This window comes from Sphingobium sp., from assembly GCA_035196065.1.
GTDB classification, from domain to species: Bacteria; Pseudomonadota; Alphaproteobacteria; order Sphingomonadales; family Sphingomonadaceae; genus Sphingorhabdus_B; species Sphingorhabdus_B rara.
This window is the reverse complement of sequence record CP136575.1, coordinates 2,101,932-2,122,136: the sequence shown is the minus strand read 5'-3', so window position 1 is coordinate 2,122,136 and position 20,205 is coordinate 2,101,932. Positions and strand designations below refer to the sequence as shown.

Genomic DNA, 20,205 nt, shown 5'->3' with positions numbered 1-20,205 from the left:
TTCACCAGTTTATCCACAGATTCAGCCTTAAATCCGACGAACGCCCATTCATTCAACGGCAATTCATCTGAAAGCCGCTAACCCGATTGCGCAAGCTTGGTTAGGCGCGTAAGGATGCCCGCGTTTTGGGGCCGCCATTTATGCGATTGGCTGGCTTCTTTTTTCATCTGGAGAGTAGAATGAATCGCATTTCGAAATTTGCCGCAGCCTTCATGCTTGGTGCCGTGGTTGTTGTTCCGTCAGCCTATGCACAGAAGGACGACAAGAAGAAAAAGGAAGAGGCAGCAAAGCCGGTTAAGCGGACCCTGTCGAAAGCATTTGAAAGTGCCTATCGGCCTGCCGTGGAAGCGTTGGTCAAGAAAAAGGATTTCGCTGCGGCGAATACAGCCTTTGCCGCTGCTGAAGCCGCTATTTCGACCCCCGATGACCGCCATGAGGCGGGTATTTTTGCGATCAGTCTTGGCCGGGAACTGAAAGACGTGAGTCTGCAGCGAAAAGGTGTCGACATGGTCGTAGCCTCAGGGGTTGCTGATCCTAAGATGCTTCCGGTCTACATATTGCAGCAAGGCTTGTACTTGTATCAAGACAAGGATTATCCGGCTGCCGAGAAGAAGCTGCTTGAGGCCTATAACAGCGGTTATCGAGGCAATAGCATCGAGCTCCAGCTTTCAAACACCTATCGCCTTCAGAACAATTATCCAGAAGCGATCAACTGGCTGCAAAAGGCAATTGATGCTGCCAAGGCAAGTGGCGGCAAGGCGGAAACGCAATGGTATGCCCAAGCTGTGAGTTACGCCACACGTCTGAAGGATAATGGCAAGATCCTGTACTGGGGTCGGGAAATGCTAAAGGCAGATCCGCGCGCGGAAACTTTCCATGACGCGATCTTCCAGTATCAGCGGATTGCAGACCTCGACAGTCAGGAATCTCTATCGCTGCTCCGCCTCGCGCGCCGCAACAGCGCGCTCCTTTTTGAGCATGAATATAAGCAATATGTCGAATATGCCGACGCTCGCCGTTACCCTGCAGAGGTGGTTGCAGTGCTTGACGAAGGTTTTGCCAAGGGCACGATTTCCAAGAACAATCTGACCTTCTCTGAAATCTACAATAGTGCAAAGGCGCGCATACCCGAACTCTCGGTTGGCTGGGACGCAGACGAAAAGTCTGCAAAGGCTGATGCGAAGGGCTTTGCGGCTTTGCTGGTTGGGGACAATCTGCTTTCCTTCGGCCAGTTTGCGCGTGCCAAGGGGCTTTACGAAGCCGCTCTCGCCAAGGGCAATATTATCGACCGCGACGGCGTCAATCAGACCGATCGTGCATTGACCAACCTTGCAATCGCAAAGGTCAATTTGGGCGACTATGCCGGTGCAAAAGCTGATCTCGCGCAGATCAGCGGAGAGAAGCGCAAGGGCATTGCGGAATATTGGACAATCTATATCGACCAGCAGATGGCAAAAGCAGCAGCACCTGCCGCTCCTGCCGCCTGATCAAAAGCTAGTCTGTAAAAGTTTGGGGCCCGCGGCGTGTGTCGCGGGCCTTATTCTTGGGGTATTGGGATCCCGGGCTCATCTTTGGCTGTGCGGATCGTCAAGGACGTTTTTACGCTCGAAACATTTGGAGCCGAAGTGAGCTTCGATGTCAGGAATTCCTGAAAAGATTGAAGATCATGCGCAACGATCTTCAGAATAAAATCAATCTCGCCGTTTAGCATGTGGCATTCACGGACGTTGGGCAATTTGCCAACATGATCCTCAAATGCACGCAGATCGGCCTCCGCCTGACTTTTCAGGCTAACCATCGCGAACACCATGATGGAATAGCCGAGCGCAGACGGATCAATATCCGCATGATAGCCCTTGATCGCGCCAGCCTGTTCCAAAGTGCGCATCCGGCGTAAACATGGCGGCGCGGTAAGCCCCACCTTCGATGCCAGATCGACATTTGTTATGCGACCGTTCGCCTGCAGTTCGGCCAAAAGCTTGAGATCGATCGCATCGAAACCAATTGCTACCATGTTTTGATATTTCCCGATTAGTTTCCGGCGCTTTTGAATAATATTATTATAGCAGTTTGCAATTGTTTAATTCGACATTGGTTCTCGACCGGCACTGGGAAAAACACTGGTGTCCCATAGTGTGACGCCTCAAAAATCGGCCTTTTGGAAGTGTTTGCCGAGCGCTATCGAAATATCGGACAGGGTCGGATATAACACGGGTAGAGGCTAGTTGCGCATTGACGATCGCCTAGAAACGGCATTGCGGGGAGCGGCCGCATCAGCGGGCCCGTCCAGCGTCGGCGTTTGGCGACAACTCATTGATATTATATCTCAAAATTCGAGCGGGCACGCCCCGCAAAAAATTGCAGCGGGTCTGGTTGCAACCCACAGGTTGGGCCTGCAGATCAGCGTCGCGGACCGTGCCGCCGGCGTAGCAATGCTTTCGGGGCGACTACGTTCTCCAGCACTTTTGCAACTACTCGCAGGCGATGCTCCGCCTGTGGCTGCTGAAGCGATTCGCTCGGCGCGGCTTAGCGACGACGAATGGAGCGATCTGGTACCGGAACTGCCCGTTAGGGCGCGTGGTTTCTTGCGCGCCCGCAAAGACCTTGGCCAAAAAACCCGCAGGGCATTGGCCGCATGGGGCGGCGCCGATTTCCGTCTATCTGCAGATCCACTGTCCGCTGCGGCATCAGTACCTCAGTCTTTGCCAGAACCGATTGCAGATACCCCGATTCAGACTGTCGAACGGCCGGCCGTTTCGCAGATTGGTGCGATCGTTCAGCGCATCGAAGAATGGAAACGGAACCGCGGACAGGGCGAGTCTCCGCGGTTGCCGCTCGGTGACGATGAATTAGAGGGTTATGCTAGCCCCATAACCGAAATCACTTTCGAAACCGACGATTCCGGCACGATCATTTGGGTCGAGGGTGCTCCGCGTGGGGCGATTGTTGGCACCGATATCGCCCGCCCCGCTTATGACCATGGGCCTGGCCCTGACGCCTATGGCGCGGCTGCCTTTGCCCAGCGGATGCCGATGGAAAATGCGCGCATGAATTTGCGCGGCAGCCCGTTAATCGACGGCGACTGGCGGATCACGGCATCGCCCTTCTTTGACGCATTGACCGGGCGCTTCCGGGGTTTTCGCGGTATCATGCGCCGCCCGAAACTTCACGAACAGGCTGTGTCTTCGATCGACGATCGCAAACGGCAGGGCGAAAGCATGCAGCAGATCGTGCATGAACTGCGCACACCGCTAGGGGCAATTTCGGGCTTTGCCGAGATTATCGAGCAGCAGTTATTTGGCCCGGTAGATGAAGAATATCGCGCGCTGGCCGGCGCAATACTGGCTGATTCGCGCAAGTTGCTTGGTGGATTTGATGATATTTCGACGGCCGCGCGTCTCGACAGCGGTAATTTCGAAATCGATCCCGGGCAAACCGATGGGGCATGGCTTGCCAGCACCCTGCGCCAGCGGCTTGCTGCGATTAGCGAATCCAGCGGCGTCATCGTCAATCTGATCTTTGCCGATCCCGTGCGTCCCTTCGCGATCGACCGCGATTTTGCCGAACGGGTGTTCTCGCGCCTGATATCTGCCATCATCGTCGCTGGTTTGCCTGGTGAGGTTATTAATGGCCGTTGCAAAACGCTGTTGGGAACGCAGGTGATGAACTGCCTCACCCTCGACCTGCCTGAGAAGCTGCGTCACTTCAGCGAGGAGGAATTGCTGGGTACAGGTGCGACCGCCGACGATCATTATGATAATTCTGACCTGTCGCCGTTACTCGGCCTTGGCTTTTCATTGCGGCTGGTGCGCAATCTGGCACGTAAGGCAGGCGGCGATTTACGTTTTCAAAAGGAACAAGTCTTATTAACCCTGCCTACGATCCAGAATGGCGATCGCAATGTCAAAGGCACCGGGGGCGACTGATATGATCGGAAATAGCGGGGCGGCAGACATTGTCGAAACCCCGGCATTTCCTCGGGGTGGCCCGAAGCTTGACCTTATGGGTGCGGGAGGCCCGCGCTTTCTTGTAACCGTTGACACCGAAGAGGAATTTGATTGGAGCGGGCCTTTTTCCCGCGACGCCCATGGGGTTTCCCATCTCGCGTCAATCCCGCGCTTTCAGGCGATGTGCGAAGGCCGAGGGGTGAAGCCGCTTTACCTTGTCGATTATCCGATCGCTGCCGACCCAATGGGCGCTGAACTGTTCGGTGATCTGGCGCGCCGCGACAAGGCCGAGATCGGCCTGCAACTCCATCCTTGGGTGACGCCGCCGTTTGACGAGGTTGTCAGCAGTCATAACAGCTACGCCTGCAACCTGCCCGAACCGCTGGAGCGGGCAAAGCTGCGCGCGCTCCATGATATCGTGCGGGAACGCCTTGCGACCAAGCCGGTTGCCTATCGCGCCGGGCGCTACGGCATCGGTCCCGATACTGCGGAGATGCTGATCGATCTCGATATTGCCTTCGATACGTCGGTGCGGTCGCTGTTTGATTATTCGGCACAGGGTGGGCCCGATTTCACTTCTGCGGCATTGCGGCCCTATTGGGCGATTGACCGTAAACTGGTGGAGTTGCCCCTTACTTCGGTTTTCGGGGGATTGTTGCGTCCCATTGGTACGGCAATGTTTGACCGCTATTTTGAAACACCGTCGATGCGGGCCTTGCTCGCGCGCAGCGGTCTTTTGGAACGGATCGCGCTGACACCTGAAGGGATCCCGGCGAGCAAGGCGGTGCAGGCGATCGATGTTGCGCTGAAGATGCAGCTGCCGCTGTTGGTCTTTTCCTTCCATTCACCATCGCTCGCGCCCGGCCACACGCCCTATGTTCGCAACAATACAGACCTCGAGCAATTTTATTCCTGGTGGGAAACCGTCTTCGTCCATCTCGAAAAGTGCGGTGTGACACCGGTAACGGTGACGCAACTGCGACAGTTGGCCTTTGCCTGACGCATTTGGCTCTTGCCTTTCAGACCGGCCTTCCGCTATCGGCGCTGTTCTCAGGGGGCCTGTAGCTCAGTTGGTTAGAGCTGGCCGCTCATAACGGCTAGGTCGGGGGTTCGAGTCCCTCCGGGCCCACCACGCTTTTGAACGCCAGTGTTTGGAAGCAGATTATAGTCTTTTCCCGTGTCGGGGAGTAGCGCAGCCTGGTAGCGCATCTGCTTTGGGAGCAGAGGGTCGCAGGTTCGAATCCTGTCTCCCCGACCACTTATTTTCTATTTTGCAGCTTACGGCTCACCTTTTCGGGTGGTTGGAGCTGAATTTGTAACGTTGACGCAGGCGCGAATGTTAAGCCTCGTCACCGCAAATTGACCTCCGTGTAGCATTCGACAACCATCGCCAATCCACGTCCATCGGGCAAAGTGAGAATCGCACGGTTAGCGAGAATCGTGCCTTTCGGGCAGGCCGGATCGCGCTGTCGCGTTGAGGCGATACCCCTCCGTTTGAAGCCGAGACTGGATACGACCCTGCCAAATGGCGTATCGGTTTCAGCAAGTTGGCGGTTCATTTCCGCCGTCAACCGCGAGGGCACATACCAATTATGGGCTTGCGACATTACCTTATCCCCGCAGATTAGCTTCACATGGCGATAGCCGAGAGGCTCGCTAACGGGCACGTCCAGAAGGTTATGGATGTCTTCCGGTGGAGCAAATTGCTTCCCCGGTACCATTTCCGCAATAATCTGCGCCGGTTTTGCAAGGCCGCGCGTTTCGCACCAAAGCCGCAATGCTTCGGTGGCACTGGCCTGCGCGGCTAATCCCTTTTCAAACTGCGCCTGTAACCCTTGCTGTCGCGGATGCGCGCAGGCGTTCAGGGCCAGTAAAATTGTAAGGACAGCGGCCGAAAAGCGTTTCATGTGGTGGTGCATGGCAGCCCAAACTGAATGTGCCAAGGGCGGTCAGTGCAGATTCTCTCCGATCCTCCTAGTCATGCCCGGCGATCCCAATGCGAGGAATAATAGCGCCCCGATAGCAACGCTTGCCGCCGAAAGCATAAGAAAGCCAACATAGCCGCCGCCTGCGTTCAGCATGGCTGACAATATCAACCCGCCCATTGCCGCTGCAATACCTATGGCGGCGGTGATGATTCCGGCCACGGTGCCGAAAAGGGCAAAAGTGAAACGCCCTGCAACCAGATAAGCAACAATATCGCCTTCCGCGCCTTGGCTAAGCCCCAGAAGCAGCATCGCCAACACGACGATCCATAGAGCGTCAGGTTGCATCACCAATAAGGCAAGCCCGACTGCCGGCAGCCCCATAGCTACTGTCGCGACCCGATGCGCAGGGTAAAGATCGAGTGCAAGACCGCACCCCAGTCGGCCGGCGAGCACGCCAGCTGCGTAAACCGAAACAAGGTAGCCAACGGCTGTGGCATTAACGCCGAGGCTAACGAGCATCGGCTTCGTTTGCAGGCTGACCATCAATGCCGGCAAATTGCAGAGCAGCATTGCGACTAAGATTAGCCACAACATCGGTGTCTTGCTTAGAAGCGCATAGCTTTGCCGTGTTGAAATCAACGCAGGGGTTGTCCCCTGAAATGCCGCGCCACGGTCCTTGGGCAGCATCAACCATGCCGCAATCCCCAGCAATGCGCTAAGCGCCGCGATGGCCAGATAGCCCGTGCGCCAGCCTTCGGCATAGATGACCGCGTTGACCAACGGCGCGGACAACCCGCCTATCAACGGTCCACCGCCAATGGCGAGTGCGAGCGCCATGCCACGCGCTGATGTAAAACGCTCGGCCGTCACCCGAGCGTAAACAACCGATGTCGTGGTAGTTCCCACAAACATCTTAAGTGTGAACAGCGCATAATAAGCGTAGATATTGCCGCTCATTAGCGAAAAAGCGATCCAAACCAGCGGCATTCCAACGATACCGATCTGCGCAACACGGCGCACGCCATAGCGATCAGCCATACGACCTGAAATCAGCACGCCAACGGTTGCGCCCAATGCGGCAACGCCGGTTAGAGCGAGTTGCCCTTCGGTCCAGCCAAACTCTTGGGCGAGATGCGGCAGGAAAAGACTGTTGAGATAAATGCTGAGCGCAACACCGGCCCCAAGGCCTAGCGCTGTTGCCATAACGGCACGCCAATTGGCGCTAAACTCAGCTCGATAAGCCGGCGTCATCTTCCCTCCAACTCATCCCCCAAAATGCTTCTAAAGCGAAGGGTTGAAGAGCGAATATAGGGAAAATGCTATTGTTCGGCTTCGCCCTTGGCGGCCTCTACTTCTTCCTCCGCATCAGCTTCCACGACCTTTGCGGCCTCGTCGGCGGCTTCCTCAATATCTTTCTGCTCTGCATCCAGATCTTCGTCAGTGGCTGCTTCGGTGCTGGTTTCCTCTCCAGTTCCGGCTTTGTCCGAAGCGGATTGCACGCCGCATCCGGCAAGCAGGAACAGCACAAGCGGTGCAAGCATCTTCATGATTTCGGTGCCATCGACAAATCGCCCGCATAATTGGCGACTTCTTCCAACACCATTGTCCAGGCAACGACATTCTGGCGCATCTGTTCGGGATCAACCTTGTCCAGTGTGTCATCTGGTGTGTGGTGCAGATCGAAATAACGCGTGCCGTCTTGCTGCAGGTCAATTACCGCAAGGTCCTGTGCGGCGATGATTGCCGCGACATCGGCGCCGCCGCTTGCCGGATCTTTCCCGCGCGTTATGCCCAGCGAAGCAAGTTTTGATGCGATCCGGTCGGCCAGCGGCTTTGCGCTATCTGGCAGTTTGAAATCGACTCGCCACACCCGATCGGCTCCGAAATCGGATTCCATCGCAAGCGCGTGCGGTGTGCCTTTATGCTTTTCTGCATAATCCTTCCCGCCCCAGATGCCGACCTCCTCGGCACCTGCCCAAAGCAGACGAACGGTACGCTTGGGGGCAGGGCGGTTTTGAAGATAGCTGGCCGCAGCAGTAATGATACCACAGCCCGACGCATCATCGATCGCGCCGGTGCCAAGATCCCAGCTATCCAGATGGCAGGCGATAACGATCGGCGGGAGTGAGGGGTCGCTGCCCGGCACTTCGGCGATGACATTGCCCGATTTCTGCTGCCCCAGATTCTGGGGAGTCAAAAGCAGGCGCACCTTCACAGGCGTTTTTGCGCGCATCAACTGACGGGTCAGATTGTCAGCATCGGGGTTGGAAATGGCCGCAGCAGGAATGGGCTTTACCCCGGCCTCGAAATTGGTGTTACCGGTATGCGGTCCACGATGACTATCAGTACCGATCGAACGGATCAGGATCGCCGCGGCACCCTTTTTCGCAGCAATGTTGGGGCCGATGAAGCGGGCGCGGCCAAATTGGCCATAGCCACTGCCATCCTGCGCGCGCTTCATCTGGTGATCAACAAACACGATCTTTCCAGCAACCCCCGCATCTGACGCAGCGACAAGATCGTCAAGCGTACGGAAATAGATGACTTCGCCTTCAAAAGGCTTTGCGCCGGTCGATCCTGAATTGCCAAGGGCAGCGGCAGCCATCACATTTTGGAACGGGCTGATGACCCAGGCCTTTTCCTCTCCGCGCACCCATGTCGGCATATCGAACTTTTCTTCGCGGACATTGGCAAAGCCCAGCGCATTCAGCTTCGCCACTGCCCAGTCACGGCCGCGCTGCTCTGCTTCGGTTCCGCCCTGACGCTGGCCGACCTCGGTGGTCAACCCTTCGGTGATTTCATAAGCCAGCGTATCGCGCATCGCATTCTGCGAAGGGCTGGCATCATCTGATGCAGCTATGGCGGAGGTGGAAAGGCAAAGCGTGGCGAGCGAAAGCGCGAAATATCTGTTGTTCATCGTAATCGCTTAACCGGCTTTTGCGCGCCTGCCAATCTCCCACCTTGCAGCAAGAGTTATGCTTGGCTAGAGGCCGAGCAATTCCTTTTTATCGCGATACCGAAAGAAACGACCGATGGCCGCACAATATGCCTTTGTCATGAAGGGGATGACCAAAACCTTCCCTGGCGCACAAAAACCCGTTCTGAACAACATTCACCTGCAATTTTACCAGGATGCAAAGATCGGCATCGTCGGCCCCAACGGTACCGGTAAATCGACGCTGATGAAGATCATGGCCGGTATCGATACTGAATTCACCGGTGAGGCATGGCCTGGAGAGAACATCACGGTCGGCTATCTGGCACAGGAACCGCAGCTCGATCCGAGCAAGACGGTCAAGCAAAATGTCATGGATGGCGTCCGCGAAACCGCCGATCTGGTCGAGCGTTTCAACGAAATCTCGATGATTATGGCTGATCCCCCGGAAGACGTGGATTTTGACGCGCTGATGGAGGAAATGGGCACCCTTCAGGAAAAGATCGATGCTGTCGATGGTTGGACACTCGACAACCAGCTGGAAATTGCGATGGACGCGCTGCGTTGCCCCCCGGGCGATTGGTCGGTGGAAAATCTGTCAGGCGGTGAAAAACGCCGGATTGCGCTCACCCGCCTGCTGCTCGAAAAGCCCGACATTCTGTTGCTCGACGAACCGACCAACCACCTTGACGCCGAAAGCGTCGCATGGCTTGAAAAGCATCTGGTCGATTACAAGGGCAATGTGATCCTCGTCACCCACGATCGCTACTTCCTCGACAATGTCGTGAACTGGATCCTCGAGCTCGATCGCGGCCGCTATTTCCCGTATGAAGGCAATTATTCGACCTATCTGGAAAAGAAGGCGAAGCGTCTGGAGCAGGAAGCCCGTGAGGAGCATGGCCGCCAGAAAGCCATCAAGGACGAGTTGGAATGGATCCGGCAGTCGCCCAAGGCGCGTCAGACAAAATCCAAGGCCCGTATTAAAAGCTTCGAACAACTTGTTGAATCAGCCGAAAATCGCCCGGTTGGCAAAGCACAAATCGTTATTCAGAACCCAGAACGCCTTGGCAGCAAGGTGATCGAGGTCAACGGTGTGACTAAAGCCTATGGCGACAAATTGCTGTTTGAGAACCTGACCTTCTCTATCCCGCCCGGCGGCATTGTTGGCGTCATCGGGCCGAACGGCGCTGGTAAATCGACATTGTTCCGGTTGATCACGGGACAGGAAACCCCCGACAGCGGCGAAGTCGTCATAGGCGAAACCGTGCATCTGGGTTATGTTGATCAAAGCCGTGATGCACTGGATCCCAACAAGAATGTTTGGGAAGAAATTTCAGGCGGAGCCGATTATATGAAGGTCGGCAAGCATGAAACGCCGACCCGCGCCTATGTCGGCGCCTTCAACTTCAAGGGTGCAGATCAGCAGAAAAAGGTCGGCCTGCTTTCGGGCGGTGAGCGCAACCGCGTGCACATGGCCAAGATGCTCAAAGAGGGCGGAAACGTGCTGCTGCTTGACGAGCCGACAAACGACCTCGACACTGAAACGCTTGCTGCGCTTGAAGAAGCCATCGAAAGCTTTGCGGGTTGCGCGGTGGTGATTTCGCACGACCGCTTCTTCCTCGACCGTTTGGCAACGCACATCCTTGCATTTGAAGGCGACAGCCATGTCGAATGGTTCGAAGGCAATTTCGATGCCTATGAGGAGGACAAGATCCGCCGATTGGGCGAAGATGCGCTGAAGCCTCATCGCACCAGCTACAAAAAGCTGACGCGCTAAGGTCGGTGGGCGAAAGAGCGCCCAACCTTGAAGATATCGAACGGCTTGCTCGGGATGCGCTGACGCGCATTCCGGAGCCATTTGCCAGTCATCTGCCCAACATCATCCTGATGGTTGAGGATTGGCCATCGGCCGAACTGCTCGATGATTTGGGCATCGCCAACCGCTATGATCTCTCCGGTCTTTATGAAGGACGACCGGTCTGTGAAAGATCACTCGATGATTTTGCCGGATTACCTGACACAGTGACTTTATTCCGGCGGCCGCTGCTGGATGAGTGGGCGGAATCCGGCTTATCGCTGGCGGAACTCGTCAACCATGTCGTGGTCCATGAGATCGGCCATCATTTTGGCCTTTCGGACGAACAGATGGAAGCAATCGAAACTGAACTGGATTAGGAGCGTTGCCCGGCAAGGCTGACGCCAACAATGGCTAGCATCGCGGCAACAAATCCAGGGACAATCTCATACATCGCGCTGCTCCAGCCTAGTGCAATCCAGCCTATCACCACCAACGCACCGGTCACCATCCCAGCCATTGCGCCGGCCAATGTCATTCGCTGCCATGTCAGCGCAAGAATGATTACAGGGCCGAATGCCGCACCGAAACCGGCCCAGGCATTACTGACAAGGCTGAGGACGCTGCTCTCCGGATTTTTTGCCAAAAGCATCGCAAGCCCCGCGACGGCAACCACCGAAAGGCGGCCAACAGTCACAATTTCACCCTCGCTCGCTTCGCGGCGCACGAACAGGCGATAGACATCTTCGGCCAGCGATGAGCCAGTGACGAGCAGCTGCGCCGAAATCGTACTCATGATCGCAGCAAGGATGGCAGCGAGAAGGAAGCCCACTGCCACGGGCGCGAAAAGTTCGCCTGCCAGCAGAATGAAGATTGTTTCCGGGTCGGCAACGCTTAGCCCGCTACTCTCGACATAAGCGCGACCGATAAGCCCGACCAGCACCGCACCCGTAAGCGTGATTGCCATCCACGCCATGCAAATGTTCCGCGCCATTGGTATGTCCTTGACCGAACGGATCGCCATGAAGCGGACAATGATGTGAGGTTGCCCGAAATAGCCCAGACCCCATGCAGCGGTCGATAGGATGCCAAGTGCAGTGGTTCCGGCAAACAGGCTGGTCATGTTGGGATCGATCACCCGCAGCGTGTCACCGACCGAAAGCCCCGCCGGCAATCCCTGCCATGCCATCAATGGAACGACAATAAGTGCGATTGCCATGATCGTGCCCTGAACAAAGTCAGTGAGGCTGACCGCAAGAAAGCCGCCCAAAACGACATAAGCAACCACCACCGATGCGGTGATCCATAGGCCGGTTTGATAATCGGCGCCAAATGCGCTCTGAAACAGTTTTCCGCCGGCGACGAGGCCTGACGCAGAATAGAGCGCGAAAAAGACGATGATCACAATGCTTGCGGTCAAACGTAGCATGTGACTCTTGTCATTGAACCGGTTGCCCAGAAACTCTGGGATGGTGAGGGCGTCGCCGAAACGTTCGGTTTGTTCGCGCAGTCGGGGGGCAACAATGATCCAGTTGGCGAGCGCACCAATGAACAGACCAATCGCTATCCATGCCTCGACGAGGCCGCTCGCATAAAGCGCGCCGGGAAGGCCCAGCATCAACCAGCCCGACATGTCCGATGCACCGGCTGCCAGCGCCGTTACAGCCGGGCCCAATTGACGCCCAGATAGCAGATATTCGCTGCTGCTGGCGGTCGATTTGCGCCATGCATAAATGCCGATACCCAGCATCAATGCAAAATAAACGGCAAGACTTGCAATAGCGCCTGACTGCAACATTATCCGATCCCCCAAATATGTGCCTGTTGTTCAGGCTTTCTGTCCCTGTCTCGATGCTATAGTGGGAGTTCATGCGCTTTGCAGTATCTCTTTCCGCCATTTTCTTCTTCGGATCGGCTGCGGGCGTCGCCGTAGACTGGCAACCGCTGGCTAAGCCTGAAATTGCGGCACTTCAGGATGATGATCTTGATCGGCATCGCGCCGATCCCGAATTTCTGACTGGGGTCAATGTCAGCGAGAGCCGCTTTTCTGAAAATGGTTTTGAATGGCATTTGCTGCGCTTTGAAAATGTGGCGCAACCAGTCGGTCCTTTATGGGCGGTTCCACATGATGACGAAAACGCAGCCTTTGATGCGATGATCGCGGCGTTGAAACGGCATGGGGGTGTCGGAATAGCGGTGAATAGCGGTCCGGGAAGCTTGCGCCGCCAGACAGGTTTTGGTCCATGCGGCGTGCGCGCAAAGCCAGTGGCCGCATGCGATCCCAATCGTAATTTCGATGCACGTACCCCGCTTTTCACAAGTGCAATCCTCAGTGCACTGCCCAAAGGTCAGCCGATCATCGCATTGCACACCAATAACGACGGATTTTCGGGCGATGGCAAGGGTGGTCGTGGCGATATAACTATGCTGGACGCTGCAGCCTTTCGGCGGGGACGTTTGGACATCCGCGAAGATGGCCATGCCGGGCAAGGCGAAGACCCATTGCTCGACGATCCTGATGTTTATGCGATCCTGCCTTATATCGCAGCGACTGATATCGCGGCGGCCGATCAGAAATGCCGCGCTGCGCTTAACGCCGAAAACATCAATGTCTGGCACGAAAAGGTTAGGCGTAGCGATGGATCGCTATCCAATTACGTCGCGCTTAACCTTCCATTGCAGGCCTATGTCAATTTTGAGGCGCAACGTGGTGATGATCTGGCTCCGGCTGCGGAGGCGCAGCGGCAGATGATCGACGCCTATATGAAAGGTTGCGCGCCGCTAGGGGATCAGCCAACTGCCCTGCCATTGACCGGCGACTGAGTCCCAGTTCCAGATTGCGCGCCTGTGGCCGGCATTGGCCAGATAAAGCCATTCGATCCGGGCAAAGTTGAAGCGCAATATCGCGAAATTCGCTCGGGCAGATCCTATTTCCGATTCCACGGGGCTGCGGCCCTCAACCCATGAGGGGAGGCCCGAGACAGGTTGTCCAACCGCCGTTCCCGGTCCGGCTTCGCTCAGGTAGCAACGACGCGCGAACAAGGTCGATTCTTGCCAAGCTTGATCCACGTCCGCGCCGTCGGTTTCGATTTGGGCAATACCTGATAGCCTGAGCTGTATTTTCGGTCCCGGGTCATAGACGAGCACCGATGCAGCGCCGTTCGTAATGATTTCCGCGGTCTTATGGGAACGCGGATCGGTGTGGAAGCGAAGTGATCTTGCGTTCCAATCCATGGCACGCAGGATCATCACCCGCTGTGCCGGGATGCCGTCACACCCGATCGTGGCAACCACCGGTGTGTGTGCTGCACAATGACGGCTATTCGCACCTTCTGCCAGCAATGATCGCGCCTCTTCCAGGCTAGCGGCCAGGTCGTCATAAAAGCCGGGCAGAACAGAACCGGTTTCCGTCACATCAAGCACTCATCACAAATCGGGGCCTTGCGATTATTTCGCAGGTTTGGCTCAAGCAGCAACAAATTCGCCACTTTCCCGATCCAATATGAACAGCACGCCACGTGCAATCCCGAAATAGGCACCATGCAGCTTCAAAAGCCCCGCTTCTTCTCGCTCGGCAATGAAGGGAAAACTGCGCAAATTGTCGAGGCTGACCTTGATTGCCTCCAATTCCAGCATGGTCTGCGGATCTTCAGGTGCCTTGGCGACCACGGCATCACGGGCGTCTCGAACAATGTCGACCCAGCCATCGATGAAGCTGTGGCCTGGCATGCCCAGATCGCCACCCTCTAGCGCAGCCTTGATCCCGCCGCACTGAGCGTGGCCAAGAACCACGATATGCTTAACATTCAGACCGAGTACGCCAAATTCGATTGCCGCAGATGTGCCGTGCAAGCCGCCGCCGATTTCAAAGGGCGGCACCAGATTGGCAACATTGCGAAGCGCGAAGACTTGCCCGGGGACGGTATCGAATATGGTCGCTGGATCGACCCTGCTGTCGCAGCAGGAAATGACCATGACCGGCGGGGCCTGACCGTCACTTGCCAACTGGTCATAACGCTGTTTCTGATCGACATAGGAACCGCTGCGAAACCGGCGATAGCCGTCTACCAGATGGGCAAATTCAGGCATCAGAAACGCTCTCCGCGCACCACCTGGACATCGCCCACGGTCAGCAACAGGCGATAACTGTCAAGCAGCGGCGCGATTGCGTCAACCAGGGCCGCCGATTTTGCCTCGGACGCGATCATCAGCACGATCGTCTTTGCACCTGCGCCGGTCACATCATCATGCTGCCACGCGCCATCGCGGCCTTCGCCTGCGTCTACATGGATCAGGCTCCAGCCTGAAATATCAACCTGCCGCGCCAGTTTCACAACACGCGGAACGAGGGGCGTGTCGACAAGGATTTCGATGCGCTTGCGCGAAACGGTTTCAACCATGGATTATCCTATCGCAGTGGCAAGCTGGGTATAAAGCGAGATGCCGATGATGATGTTGAACGGAAAAGTAATGCCGAGCGACATGGCGAGATAAATGCCGGGGTCCGCCTCTGGCAGGGCCATGCGCATCGCGGCGGGCACGGCGATGTAAGACGCGCTTGCCGCCAGTATTCCGAGGGCCGCCGCAGAGGCAATATCAAGGCCGATCAGCGTGCCGATCGCAACGCCAAGGCCGCCGTTGATCAAAGGCAGCAGTATCGCAAGCGAGACTAGCCGCGCATTGAGTTTCTTGGACTGGGTAAGCCGCCGCGCCGCGATTAGCCCCATGTCGAGCAGGAAGAGGCACAGCACGCCGCGGAAACCTGTATCGAACAAGGGACGAACGGGTTCGAACCCATCCTTGCCTGCGATCAAGCCGATCACGAATGCACCGACCAGCAGGACGACCGAGCCATTTGCGAAAACTTCATGAAGCAGCCCGCCACTGCCATTGCCCGATGCCGTATTTTGTCCTTTGCGGGCAAGCAAAAGGCCGCTGATGATTGCCGGCGTTTCCATCAAGGCTAGCACGGCAACCATATAACCTGCTGGTGACAGTCCTTGACCGGTCAATATCTCCTTCGCTGTCACAAAGGTCACCACGCTGACAGACCCATAATGTGCCGCAACCGCGCCAGCGTCGATGCGGCTTAACCCGCCAAAACGTGTCAGCAATGCAAAGGCAAAGAATGGGATGAAAAAACTGAGGGCAAGGCCGGCGACCGCGGCCGCAGCCAGTTCGGCCGTGAAACCCGATTCAGCGACCTCGATCCCGCCTTTCAGCCCGATGGCGGCCATCAGATAGATCGACATCGCCTTTGCAAAGGCTTCGGGTATCGAAAGGTCGGATTTGATCAGTGCGGCGAAGATACCAAGCACGAAGAACAGGATGACCGGTGAAGTCAACGTATCGACGATCATGGCGCCCCCTTTTTCGTTCAGCCGCTAGCCCACGCGCCTTATGACGCTGCGAAATTGTTGGCAAGGCGGGATTGCATCGCTATCTGCACGACGATGAACGATCCCAAGCCTGTCCGCACGCAACAACGCGAACGCAAACCTGACTGGATCCGGGTAAAGGCCCCCACCAGTGCCGGCTTTAACGAAACGCGCAAATTGATGCGCGATCTCAAGTTAAACACTGTGTGCGAAGAGGCCGCTTGCCCGAATATCGGGGAATGCTGGACCAAAAAGCATGCGACGGTGATGATCCTTGGCGATGTGTGCACGCGCGCCTGCGCCTTTTGCAACGTCAAGACGGGCATGCCGCGCGCAGTTGATCCGATGGAGCCTGAACATGTTGCCATCGCTGCGGCGAAGATGGGGCTTGAACATATCGTCATTACCTCGGTTGATCGCGACGATCTGCCCGACGGCGGTGCCAGCCAGTTTGTGAAGGTGATTGAAGCCCTGCGCCTCATGACGCCAAAGACAACGATCGAAATTCTGACCCCGGATTTCCGCAACAAGGTGCAGAGCGCGGTCGAGGCGATTATCGAGGCGCGCCCCGACGTCTATAACCATAATCTCGAAACAGTACCGAGACTGTATCCGACCATCAGGCCCGGCGCGCGCTATTATGCCTCGCTACGGCTTCTTGAATCGGTGAAGCGCCATGATCCCTCGATCTTTACTAAATCAGGCGTGATGCTTGGGCTTGGCGAGGAGCGAATGGAAGTTCATCAGGTCATGGATGATATGCGCAGTGCGGACATCGATTTCCTGACCATGGGGCAATATCTTCAGCCAACGCCAAAACACGCTAAGGTTGCCGAATTTGTGAACCCGCAGGCATTTGATGCCTATGCGGCAATTGCCCGCGCCAAGGGCTTCCTGCTTGTGGCGGCCACGCCACTGACCCGATCAAGCTATCATGCGGGCGATGACTTTGCGAAAATGAAGGCCGCGCGTGAGGCGCAGCTCGCCAAGGCCGGTTGAGGCAGGGCAGGGGCGTGCCGCACCATCACGAACGTCGCGCGCTGCCCTATAGCCAGGTGCAGATGTATAATCTTGTTGCCGATGTCCGCCGCTATGGTGAATTCCTGCCTTGGGTGGCAGCGGTGCGTATCCGTTCTGACAATGAAACCGAAATGCTTGCCGATCTGGTCGTCGGTTTCAAATCCTTGCGCGAATCCTTCACGTCGCGCGTGATCCGGCACCCGCACAGCAAGATAGAGGTTGATTATCTCGACGGGCCAATGCGGCATCTGCACAATCAATGGCTGTTTGAACCGACGCCGACAGGTTGCATAGTCGATTTCACCGTCGACTTTTCATTCCGCAACCGTGTTTTCGAAGCGCTGGCTGGCCAGTTTTTCGATCATGCGCTGCGCAAGATGACCGGAGCCTTTATCGAGCGGGCGGACGTTCTTTACGGCGACGGCAAGAGCAGCTGAAGCGCGCGCAGCGTTGCCGCCATGCGGATTTCCGCGCGGCTTTTGTCCTCACCGAAACGGATCATGTCGGCAACGACATCCTCTGGGTCCTTGCCCCGTTCAGCCAATGCAAAAACGACTGTTCCGACGGGCTTGTTGGGCGTGCCGCCGCCCGGACCTGCCACGCCGCTGATCGCAACCGCGACGTCGGCGCTGCTGCGCTTCAATGCGCCCTGTGCCATTGCCCAGGCAACCGCGATGGACACTGCGCCAAATGTGTCGATCAATTCGCTATTGACGCCCAGAAGGCTTATCTTCGCTTCATTTGAATAGGTGACGAATCCCGATTGCAGAACTGCGCTGCTGCCGGCCACCTCCGTCAGTGCGGCGGCAACCAATCCGCCAGTGCAGCTTTCGGCGGTACTTACCATGCGTCCGGATGCCTTGTTTTCGGCGATAACATGCTCGGCAAGATCGGCAATTTCAGGCGGGAGAAGGTTGATCATGCTGTTTGCTCCGTCTGACCGCGGATCAATGTTGCGACAGCCTGCGCCGCAATGCCTTCGCCGCGCCCTGTAAAGCCCAACTTTTCTGTGGTTGTCGCCTTAATCGACACCCTATCGATTGCGATGCCGCAGATTTCCGCGACCCGGGCACGCATTCCCTGTTTATGCGGCCCTATCTTGGGCGCTTCACAGATGATCGTGACGTCAAGATGGCACAATGCAAAACCCTGAGCAGAGGCAAGCTGAACAGCATGGGCCAGAAAACGGTCGGAACTGGCCCCTTTCCACTGGGCGTCACTGGGCGGAAAATGGTCGCCAATATCACCGAGTGCGGCCGCGCCCAGTACTGCATCGGTCAGCGCATGGAGCGCAACATCGGCATCGCTGTGCCCGGCAAGCCCCTTATCATGCGCTATCTGAAGCCCGCACAGCCATAATTCTTCACCTACCGCGAGGCGGTGAACATCATAACCCATTCCGGTGCGCACGTCCTGCATGGGAGCCGATTGCCCTATTTCCCGTATGAAGTCATCGGCGAAAGTGAATTTCGCCAGCCGCTCATCGCCCTCCACAATCGCCACGTCATAGCCCGCCGCCATTGCCATGCGGGCATCGTCAGTTGCCGGTTCAGTGGGGTTCCAGCGCCGGTGAGCATCAAAAATGACTTCGTGACGGAATGCCTGGGGGGTCTGGATCCGGTAAAGTCCCGATCTCTCCACGGTTTCTCGCAGAAAATGACTGTCGCAGCGCGATAAGCTATCAACGATGGGAAGTGCTGGTACGGCGCCCTCGCTTTCTTCCAAGGCAGCGATCAATCGGTCCATAACGGCAGCAGAAAGAAAAGGTCGCGCAGCATCATGGATCATGATTGATCCAGTGAATTCTTTATTTTCAAGATGTTGAAGCGCATTTCTTACGCTATCCCTGCGTTCGGCCCCTCCAATGACCAGGTCGAATCCGCAGAGCCCTGCAAGCGCCTCTTCCGCCAAAGGCGCTTGACGATCAGAGATAACAATGATGATGCGCGATATTGCTGGATGTGCTGCAAAAGCTTCGACACTGTGCCGAAGCATAGGCTTGCCAGAAACCGTCCGATATTGTTTCGGCACATCGCTGCCACTGCGGCTTCCGGTCCCGGCAGCAACGATGATCGCAGCAATTGGCCTGTCGTTGATCATGCAGCGCGCTTAGTCGCTCGCCCCTTGCACGCCAAGCCGAATATCGTTAGGGCGCTGCCTAATTTTTAGGCAGTCTGTCCGACTGTCACAGCATCAGAGTATCATGATGAGACTTAAACCGATCCAGATCGGCCCGCTACAAATCGACTGTCCAGTTGTCCTGGCACCGATGACGGGCGTCACCGATATGCCGTTTCGCACGATTGTCCGCCGTTTTGGCTCGGGCTTGAACGTCACCGAAATGATCGCCAGCCAGGCGATGATCCGCGAAACGCGCCAATCGTTGCAAAAGGCCGCTTGGCACATGTCCGAGGAACCGGTCTCCATGCAGCTCGCGGGATGTGGGCCGAAGGAAATGGCGGAGGCGGCAAAGCTGAATGAGGATCGCGGTGCGGCGATCATCGACATCAACATGGGTTGCCCGGTCAAGAAGGTGGTCAATGGCGACGCCGGATCGGCCTTGATGCGCGACTTGCCGCTCGCCGCAAGCCTGATCGAGGCCACTGTCAAAGCCGTTTCAGTGCCGGTTACAGTCAAGATGCGTATGGGCTGGGACCATGGCAGCCTCAACGCCCCTGAACTTGCGCATATTGCCGAAGATCTTGGCGCGAAGTTGGTGACCGTGCATGGACGCACCCGCAACCAGATGTACAAGGGCAGTGCTGACTGGGCCTTTGTCCGCAAGGTCAAGGACGCGGTGAAGATCCCCGTCATCGTCAATGGTGACATTTGCAATGTCGAGGACGCTGACACTGCACTGGATCAAAGTGGTGCCGATGGTGTCATGATCGGTCGTGGCGCTTATGGCCGGCCATGGCTGTTGGGACAGGTCATGCATTGGTTCAACACCGGCACGCGGCTTTCCGATCCATCGCTGGACGTTCAATATGCCCTGATCGTTGAACATTATCGTGCGATGTTGGACCATTATGGCCGGCAGGTCGGGGTGCCGTGCGCGCGCAAGCATATTGGATGGTATACACGCGGACTGGTCGGGTCGGCAGAGTTTCGCAACCACGTCAACCGCATCGAAGATGCTGATCAAGTGCTCGGTGAACTTGCCCGTTTTTATGAACCATTGCTGATGCGCGATGCCGCCTGA

The 20,205-nt window shown here is 56.6% G+C and carries 21 protein-coding genes and 2 tRNA genes; 11 read left to right on the top strand and 12 right to left on the bottom strand.

Translation table 11 applies throughout. The features are described 5' to 3' along the window. The first annotated feature begins 179 nt into the window (after positions 1-179). Positions 180-1,487, top strand: coding sequence for a tetratricopeptide repeat protein (locus RSE16_10165; GenBank protein WRH75074.1), 1,308 nt, complete (start codon positions 180-182; stop codon positions 1,485-1,487). Positions 1,488-1,537: 50 nt separating this feature from the next. Here RSE16_10165 and RSE16_10160 read toward each other — a convergent pair whose 3' ends face one another. Next, complete coding sequence (locus RSE16_10160; GenBank protein ID WRH75073.1) at positions 1,538-2,014, bottom strand: Lrp/AsnC family transcriptional regulator; 477 nt, start codon at positions 2,012-2,014, stop codon at positions 1,538-1,540. Positions 2,015-2,387: 373 nt separating this feature from the next. On the opposite strand from RSE16_10160, the gene RSE16_10155 reads away from it, so the two are divergent. The 4 genes from RSE16_10155 to RSE16_10140 all read left to right on the top strand — a co-directional run bounded on the left by RSE16_10155 (position 2,388) and on the right by RSE16_10140 (position 5,205). Beyond that, on the top strand, positions 2,388-3,926 hold the full coding sequence (locus RSE16_10155; GenBank protein ID WRH75072.1) for a histidine kinase dimerization/phospho-acceptor domain-containing protein: 1,539 nt from the start codon (positions 2,388-2,390) through the stop codon (positions 3,924-3,926). Continuing rightward, positions 3,901-4,947: a polysaccharide deacetylase family protein gene (locus tag RSE16_10150; GenBank protein ID WRH75071.1), complete on the top strand. Its 1,047-nt coding sequence runs from the start codon at positions 3,901-3,903 to the stop codon at positions 4,945-4,947. The genes RSE16_10155 and RSE16_10150 overlap by 26 nt, the downstream gene beginning before the upstream one ends. A gap of 55 nt (positions 4,948-5,002) precedes the next feature. Beyond that, positions 5,003-5,079, top strand: a tRNA-Ile gene (locus RSE16_10145). 49 nt (positions 5,080-5,128) lie between these two features. Continuing rightward, a tRNA-Pro gene (locus RSE16_10140) sits at positions 5,129-5,205 on the top strand. 91 nt (positions 5,206-5,296) lie between these two features. Here the strand turns inward: RSE16_10140 and RSE16_10135 are convergent. The 4 genes from RSE16_10135 to RSE16_10120 form a co-directional block, all read right to left on the bottom strand. Next, the gene (locus RSE16_10135) at positions 5,297-5,854 is read right to left on the bottom strand and encodes a hypothetical protein (GenBank protein WRH75070.1); all 558 of its coding nucleotides are present in this window, start codon (positions 5,852-5,854) and stop codon (positions 5,297-5,299) included. A gap of 42 nt (positions 5,855-5,896) precedes the next feature. Then, positions 5,897-7,078 (bottom strand): MFS transporter, encoded by a 1,182-nt coding sequence (locus RSE16_10130; GenBank protein ID WRH75069.1) that lies wholly within the window; start codon positions 7,076-7,078, stop codon positions 5,897-5,899. Positions 7,079-7,194: 116 nt separating this feature from the next. Continuing rightward, positions 7,195-7,422, bottom strand: coding sequence for a hypothetical protein (locus RSE16_10125; protein WRH75068.1), 228 nt, complete (start codon positions 7,420-7,422; stop codon positions 7,195-7,197). Continuing rightward, positions 7,419-8,792 carry a M28 family peptidase gene (locus RSE16_10120; protein WRH75067.1) on the bottom strand — a complete coding sequence of 458 codons (1,374 nt, stop codon included), beginning with the start codon at positions 8,790-8,792 and terminating at the stop codon, positions 7,419-7,421. Before RSE16_10120 ends, RSE16_10125 begins: the two co-directional genes overlap by 4 nt. A 115-nt stretch (positions 8,793-8,907) precedes the next feature. Between RSE16_10120 and ettA the strand changes: the two genes are divergently transcribed. Together ettA and RSE16_10110 are read left to right on the top strand one after the other, a co-directional pair. After that, positions 8,908-10,587, top strand: a complete 1,680-nt coding sequence (gene ettA / locus RSE16_10115; protein WRH75066.1) for an energy-dependent translational throttle protein EttA — start codon at positions 8,908-8,910, stop codon at positions 10,585-10,587. 5 nt (positions 10,588-10,592) lie between these two features. Further along, positions 10,593-10,985 carry a metallopeptidase family protein gene (locus RSE16_10110; protein WRH75065.1) on the top strand — a complete coding sequence of 131 codons (393 nt, stop codon included), beginning with the start codon at positions 10,593-10,595 and terminating at the stop codon, positions 10,983-10,985. Here the strand turns inward: RSE16_10110 and putP are convergent. Next, entirely contained in the window at positions 10,982-12,403 is a 1,422-nt protein-coding gene (gene putP / locus RSE16_10105) for a sodium/proline symporter PutP (protein WRH75064.1), read from the bottom strand. The two genes, RSE16_10110 and putP, sit on opposite strands and share 4 nt — an antisense overlap. A 71-nt stretch (positions 12,404-12,474) precedes the next feature. Here putP and RSE16_10100 point away from each other — a divergent pair, with 71 nt between their 5' ends. After that, entirely contained in the window at positions 12,475-13,428 is a 954-nt protein-coding gene (locus RSE16_10100; protein WRH75063.1) for a hypothetical protein, read from the top strand. On the opposite strand, the gene RSE16_10095 is transcribed toward RSE16_10100, so the two are convergent. The 4 genes from RSE16_10095 to RSE16_10080 are packed head-to-tail and all read right to left on the bottom strand — an operon-like array spanning position 13,387 to position 15,965. Next, on the bottom strand, positions 13,387-14,019 hold the full coding sequence (locus RSE16_10095) for a pyridoxamine 5'-phosphate oxidase family protein (GenBank protein WRH75062.1): 633 nt from the start codon (positions 14,017-14,019) through the stop codon (positions 13,387-13,389). The genes RSE16_10100 and RSE16_10095 overlap by 42 nt on opposite strands. 51 nt (positions 14,020-14,070) lie before the next feature. Next, entirely contained in the window at positions 14,071-14,694 is a 624-nt protein-coding gene (locus RSE16_10090) for a carbonic anhydrase (GenBank protein ID WRH75061.1), read from the bottom strand. After that, positions 14,694-15,005, bottom strand: coding sequence for a transcriptional regulator (locus RSE16_10085; GenBank protein WRH75060.1), 312 nt, complete (start codon positions 15,003-15,005; stop codon positions 14,694-14,696). Before RSE16_10085 ends, RSE16_10090 begins: the two co-directional genes overlap by 1 nt. Before the next feature lie 3 nt (positions 15,006-15,008). Next, complete coding sequence (locus RSE16_10080; protein WRH75059.1) at positions 15,009-15,965, bottom strand: sodium-dependent bicarbonate transport family permease; 957 nt, start codon at positions 15,963-15,965, stop codon at positions 15,009-15,011. 93 nt (positions 15,966-16,058) lie between these two features. Here RSE16_10080 and lipA point away from each other — a divergent pair, with 93 nt between their 5' ends. Both lipA and RSE16_10070 read left to right on the top strand, forming a co-directional pair. Continuing rightward, the gene (gene lipA, locus RSE16_10075) at positions 16,059-16,982 is read left to right on the top strand and encodes a lipoyl synthase (GenBank protein WRH75058.1); all 924 of its coding nucleotides are present in this window, start codon (positions 16,059-16,061) and stop codon (positions 16,980-16,982) included. A 14-nt stretch (positions 16,983-16,996) separates the two neighbouring features. After that, a complete protein-coding gene (locus RSE16_10070) occupies positions 16,997-17,440 on the top strand; it encodes a type II toxin-antitoxin system RatA family toxin (protein ID WRH75057.1) in 444 nt (147 codons plus the stop codon). Here RSE16_10070 and RSE16_10065 read toward each other — a convergent pair. Both RSE16_10065 and RSE16_10060 read right to left on the bottom strand, forming a co-directional pair. Then, positions 17,416-17,925 carry a CinA family protein gene (locus RSE16_10065; protein WRH75056.1) on the bottom strand — a complete coding sequence of 170 codons (510 nt, stop codon included), beginning with the start codon at positions 17,923-17,925 and terminating at the stop codon, positions 17,416-17,418. The genes RSE16_10070 and RSE16_10065 overlap by 25 nt on opposite strands. Further along, positions 17,922-19,103 (bottom strand): bifunctional 2-C-methyl-D-erythritol 4-phosphate cytidylyltransferase/2-C-methyl-D-erythritol 2,4-cyclodiphosphate synthase, encoded by a 1,182-nt coding sequence (locus tag RSE16_10060; protein WRH75055.1) that lies wholly within the window; start codon positions 19,101-19,103, stop codon positions 17,922-17,924. Before RSE16_10060 ends, RSE16_10065 begins: the two co-directional genes overlap by 4 nt. A 103-nt stretch (positions 19,104-19,206) precedes the next feature. Between RSE16_10060 and dusB the strand changes: the two genes are divergently transcribed. Beyond that, positions 19,207-20,205, top strand: coding sequence for a tRNA dihydrouridine synthase DusB (dusB, locus tag RSE16_10055; protein WRH75054.1), 999 nt, complete (start codon positions 19,207-19,209; stop codon positions 20,203-20,205).

Excerpts from the sequence above, each read along its gene's own strand:
- RSE16_10165 (WRH75074.1), top strand. The coding sequence starts at position 180 with ATGAATCGCATTTCGAAATTTGCCGCAGCCTTCATGCTTGGTGCCGTG.
- RSE16_10160 (WRH75073.1), bottom strand. The coding sequence starts at position 2,014 with ATGGTAGCAATTGGTTTCGATGCGATCGATCTCAAGCTTTTGGCCGAA.
- RSE16_10150 (WRH75071.1), top strand. The coding sequence starts at position 3,901 with ATGTCAAAGGCACCGGGGGCGACTGATATGATCGGAAATAGCGGGGCG.
- RSE16_10135 (WRH75070.1), bottom strand. The coding sequence starts at position 5,854 with ATGAAACGCTTTTCGGCCGCTGTCCTTACAATTTTACTGGCCCTGAAC.
- RSE16_10130 (WRH75069.1), bottom strand. The coding sequence starts at position 7,078 with ATGGCAACAGCGCTAGGCCTTGGGGCCGGTGTTGCGCTCAGCATTTAT.
- RSE16_10125 (WRH75068.1), bottom strand. The coding sequence starts at position 7,422 with ATGAAGATGCTTGCACCGCTTGTGCTGTTCCTGCTTGCCGGATGCGGC.
- RSE16_10120 (WRH75067.1), bottom strand. The coding sequence starts at position 8,792 with ATGAACAACAGATATTTCGCGCTTTCGCTCGCCACGCTTTGCCTTTCC.
- ettA (WRH75066.1), top strand. The coding sequence starts at position 8,908 with ATGGCCGCACAATATGCCTTTGTCATGAAGGGGATGACCAAAACCTTC.
- putP (WRH75064.1), bottom strand. The coding sequence starts at position 12,403 with ATGTTGCAGTCAGGCGCTATTGCAAGTCTTGCCGTTTATTTTGCATTG.
- RSE16_10100 (WRH75063.1), top strand. The coding sequence starts at position 12,475 with ATGCGCTTTGCAGTATCTCTTTCCGCCATTTTCTTCTTCGGATCGGCT.
- RSE16_10090 (WRH75061.1), bottom strand. The coding sequence starts at position 14,694 with ATGCCTGAATTTGCCCATCTGGTAGACGGCTATCGCCGGTTTCGCAGC.
- RSE16_10085 (WRH75060.1), bottom strand. The coding sequence starts at position 15,005 with ATGGTTGAAACCGTTTCGCGCAAGCGCATCGAAATCCTTGTCGACACG.
- RSE16_10080 (WRH75059.1), bottom strand. The coding sequence starts at position 15,965 with ATGATCGTCGATACGTTGACTTCACCGGTCATCCTGTTCTTCGTGCTT.
- lipA (WRH75058.1), top strand. The coding sequence starts at position 16,059 with ATGAACGATCCCAAGCCTGTCCGCACGCAACAACGCGAACGCAAACCT.
- RSE16_10065 (WRH75056.1), bottom strand. The coding sequence starts at position 17,925 with ATGATCAACCTTCTCCCGCCTGAAATTGCCGATCTTGCCGAGCATGTT.
- RSE16_10060 (WRH75055.1), bottom strand. The coding sequence starts at position 19,103 with ATGATCAACGACAGGCCAATTGCTGCGATCATCGTTGCTGCCGGGACC.
- dusB (WRH75054.1), top strand. The coding sequence starts at position 19,207 with ATGATGAGACTTAAACCGATCCAGATCGGCCCGCTACAAATCGACTGT.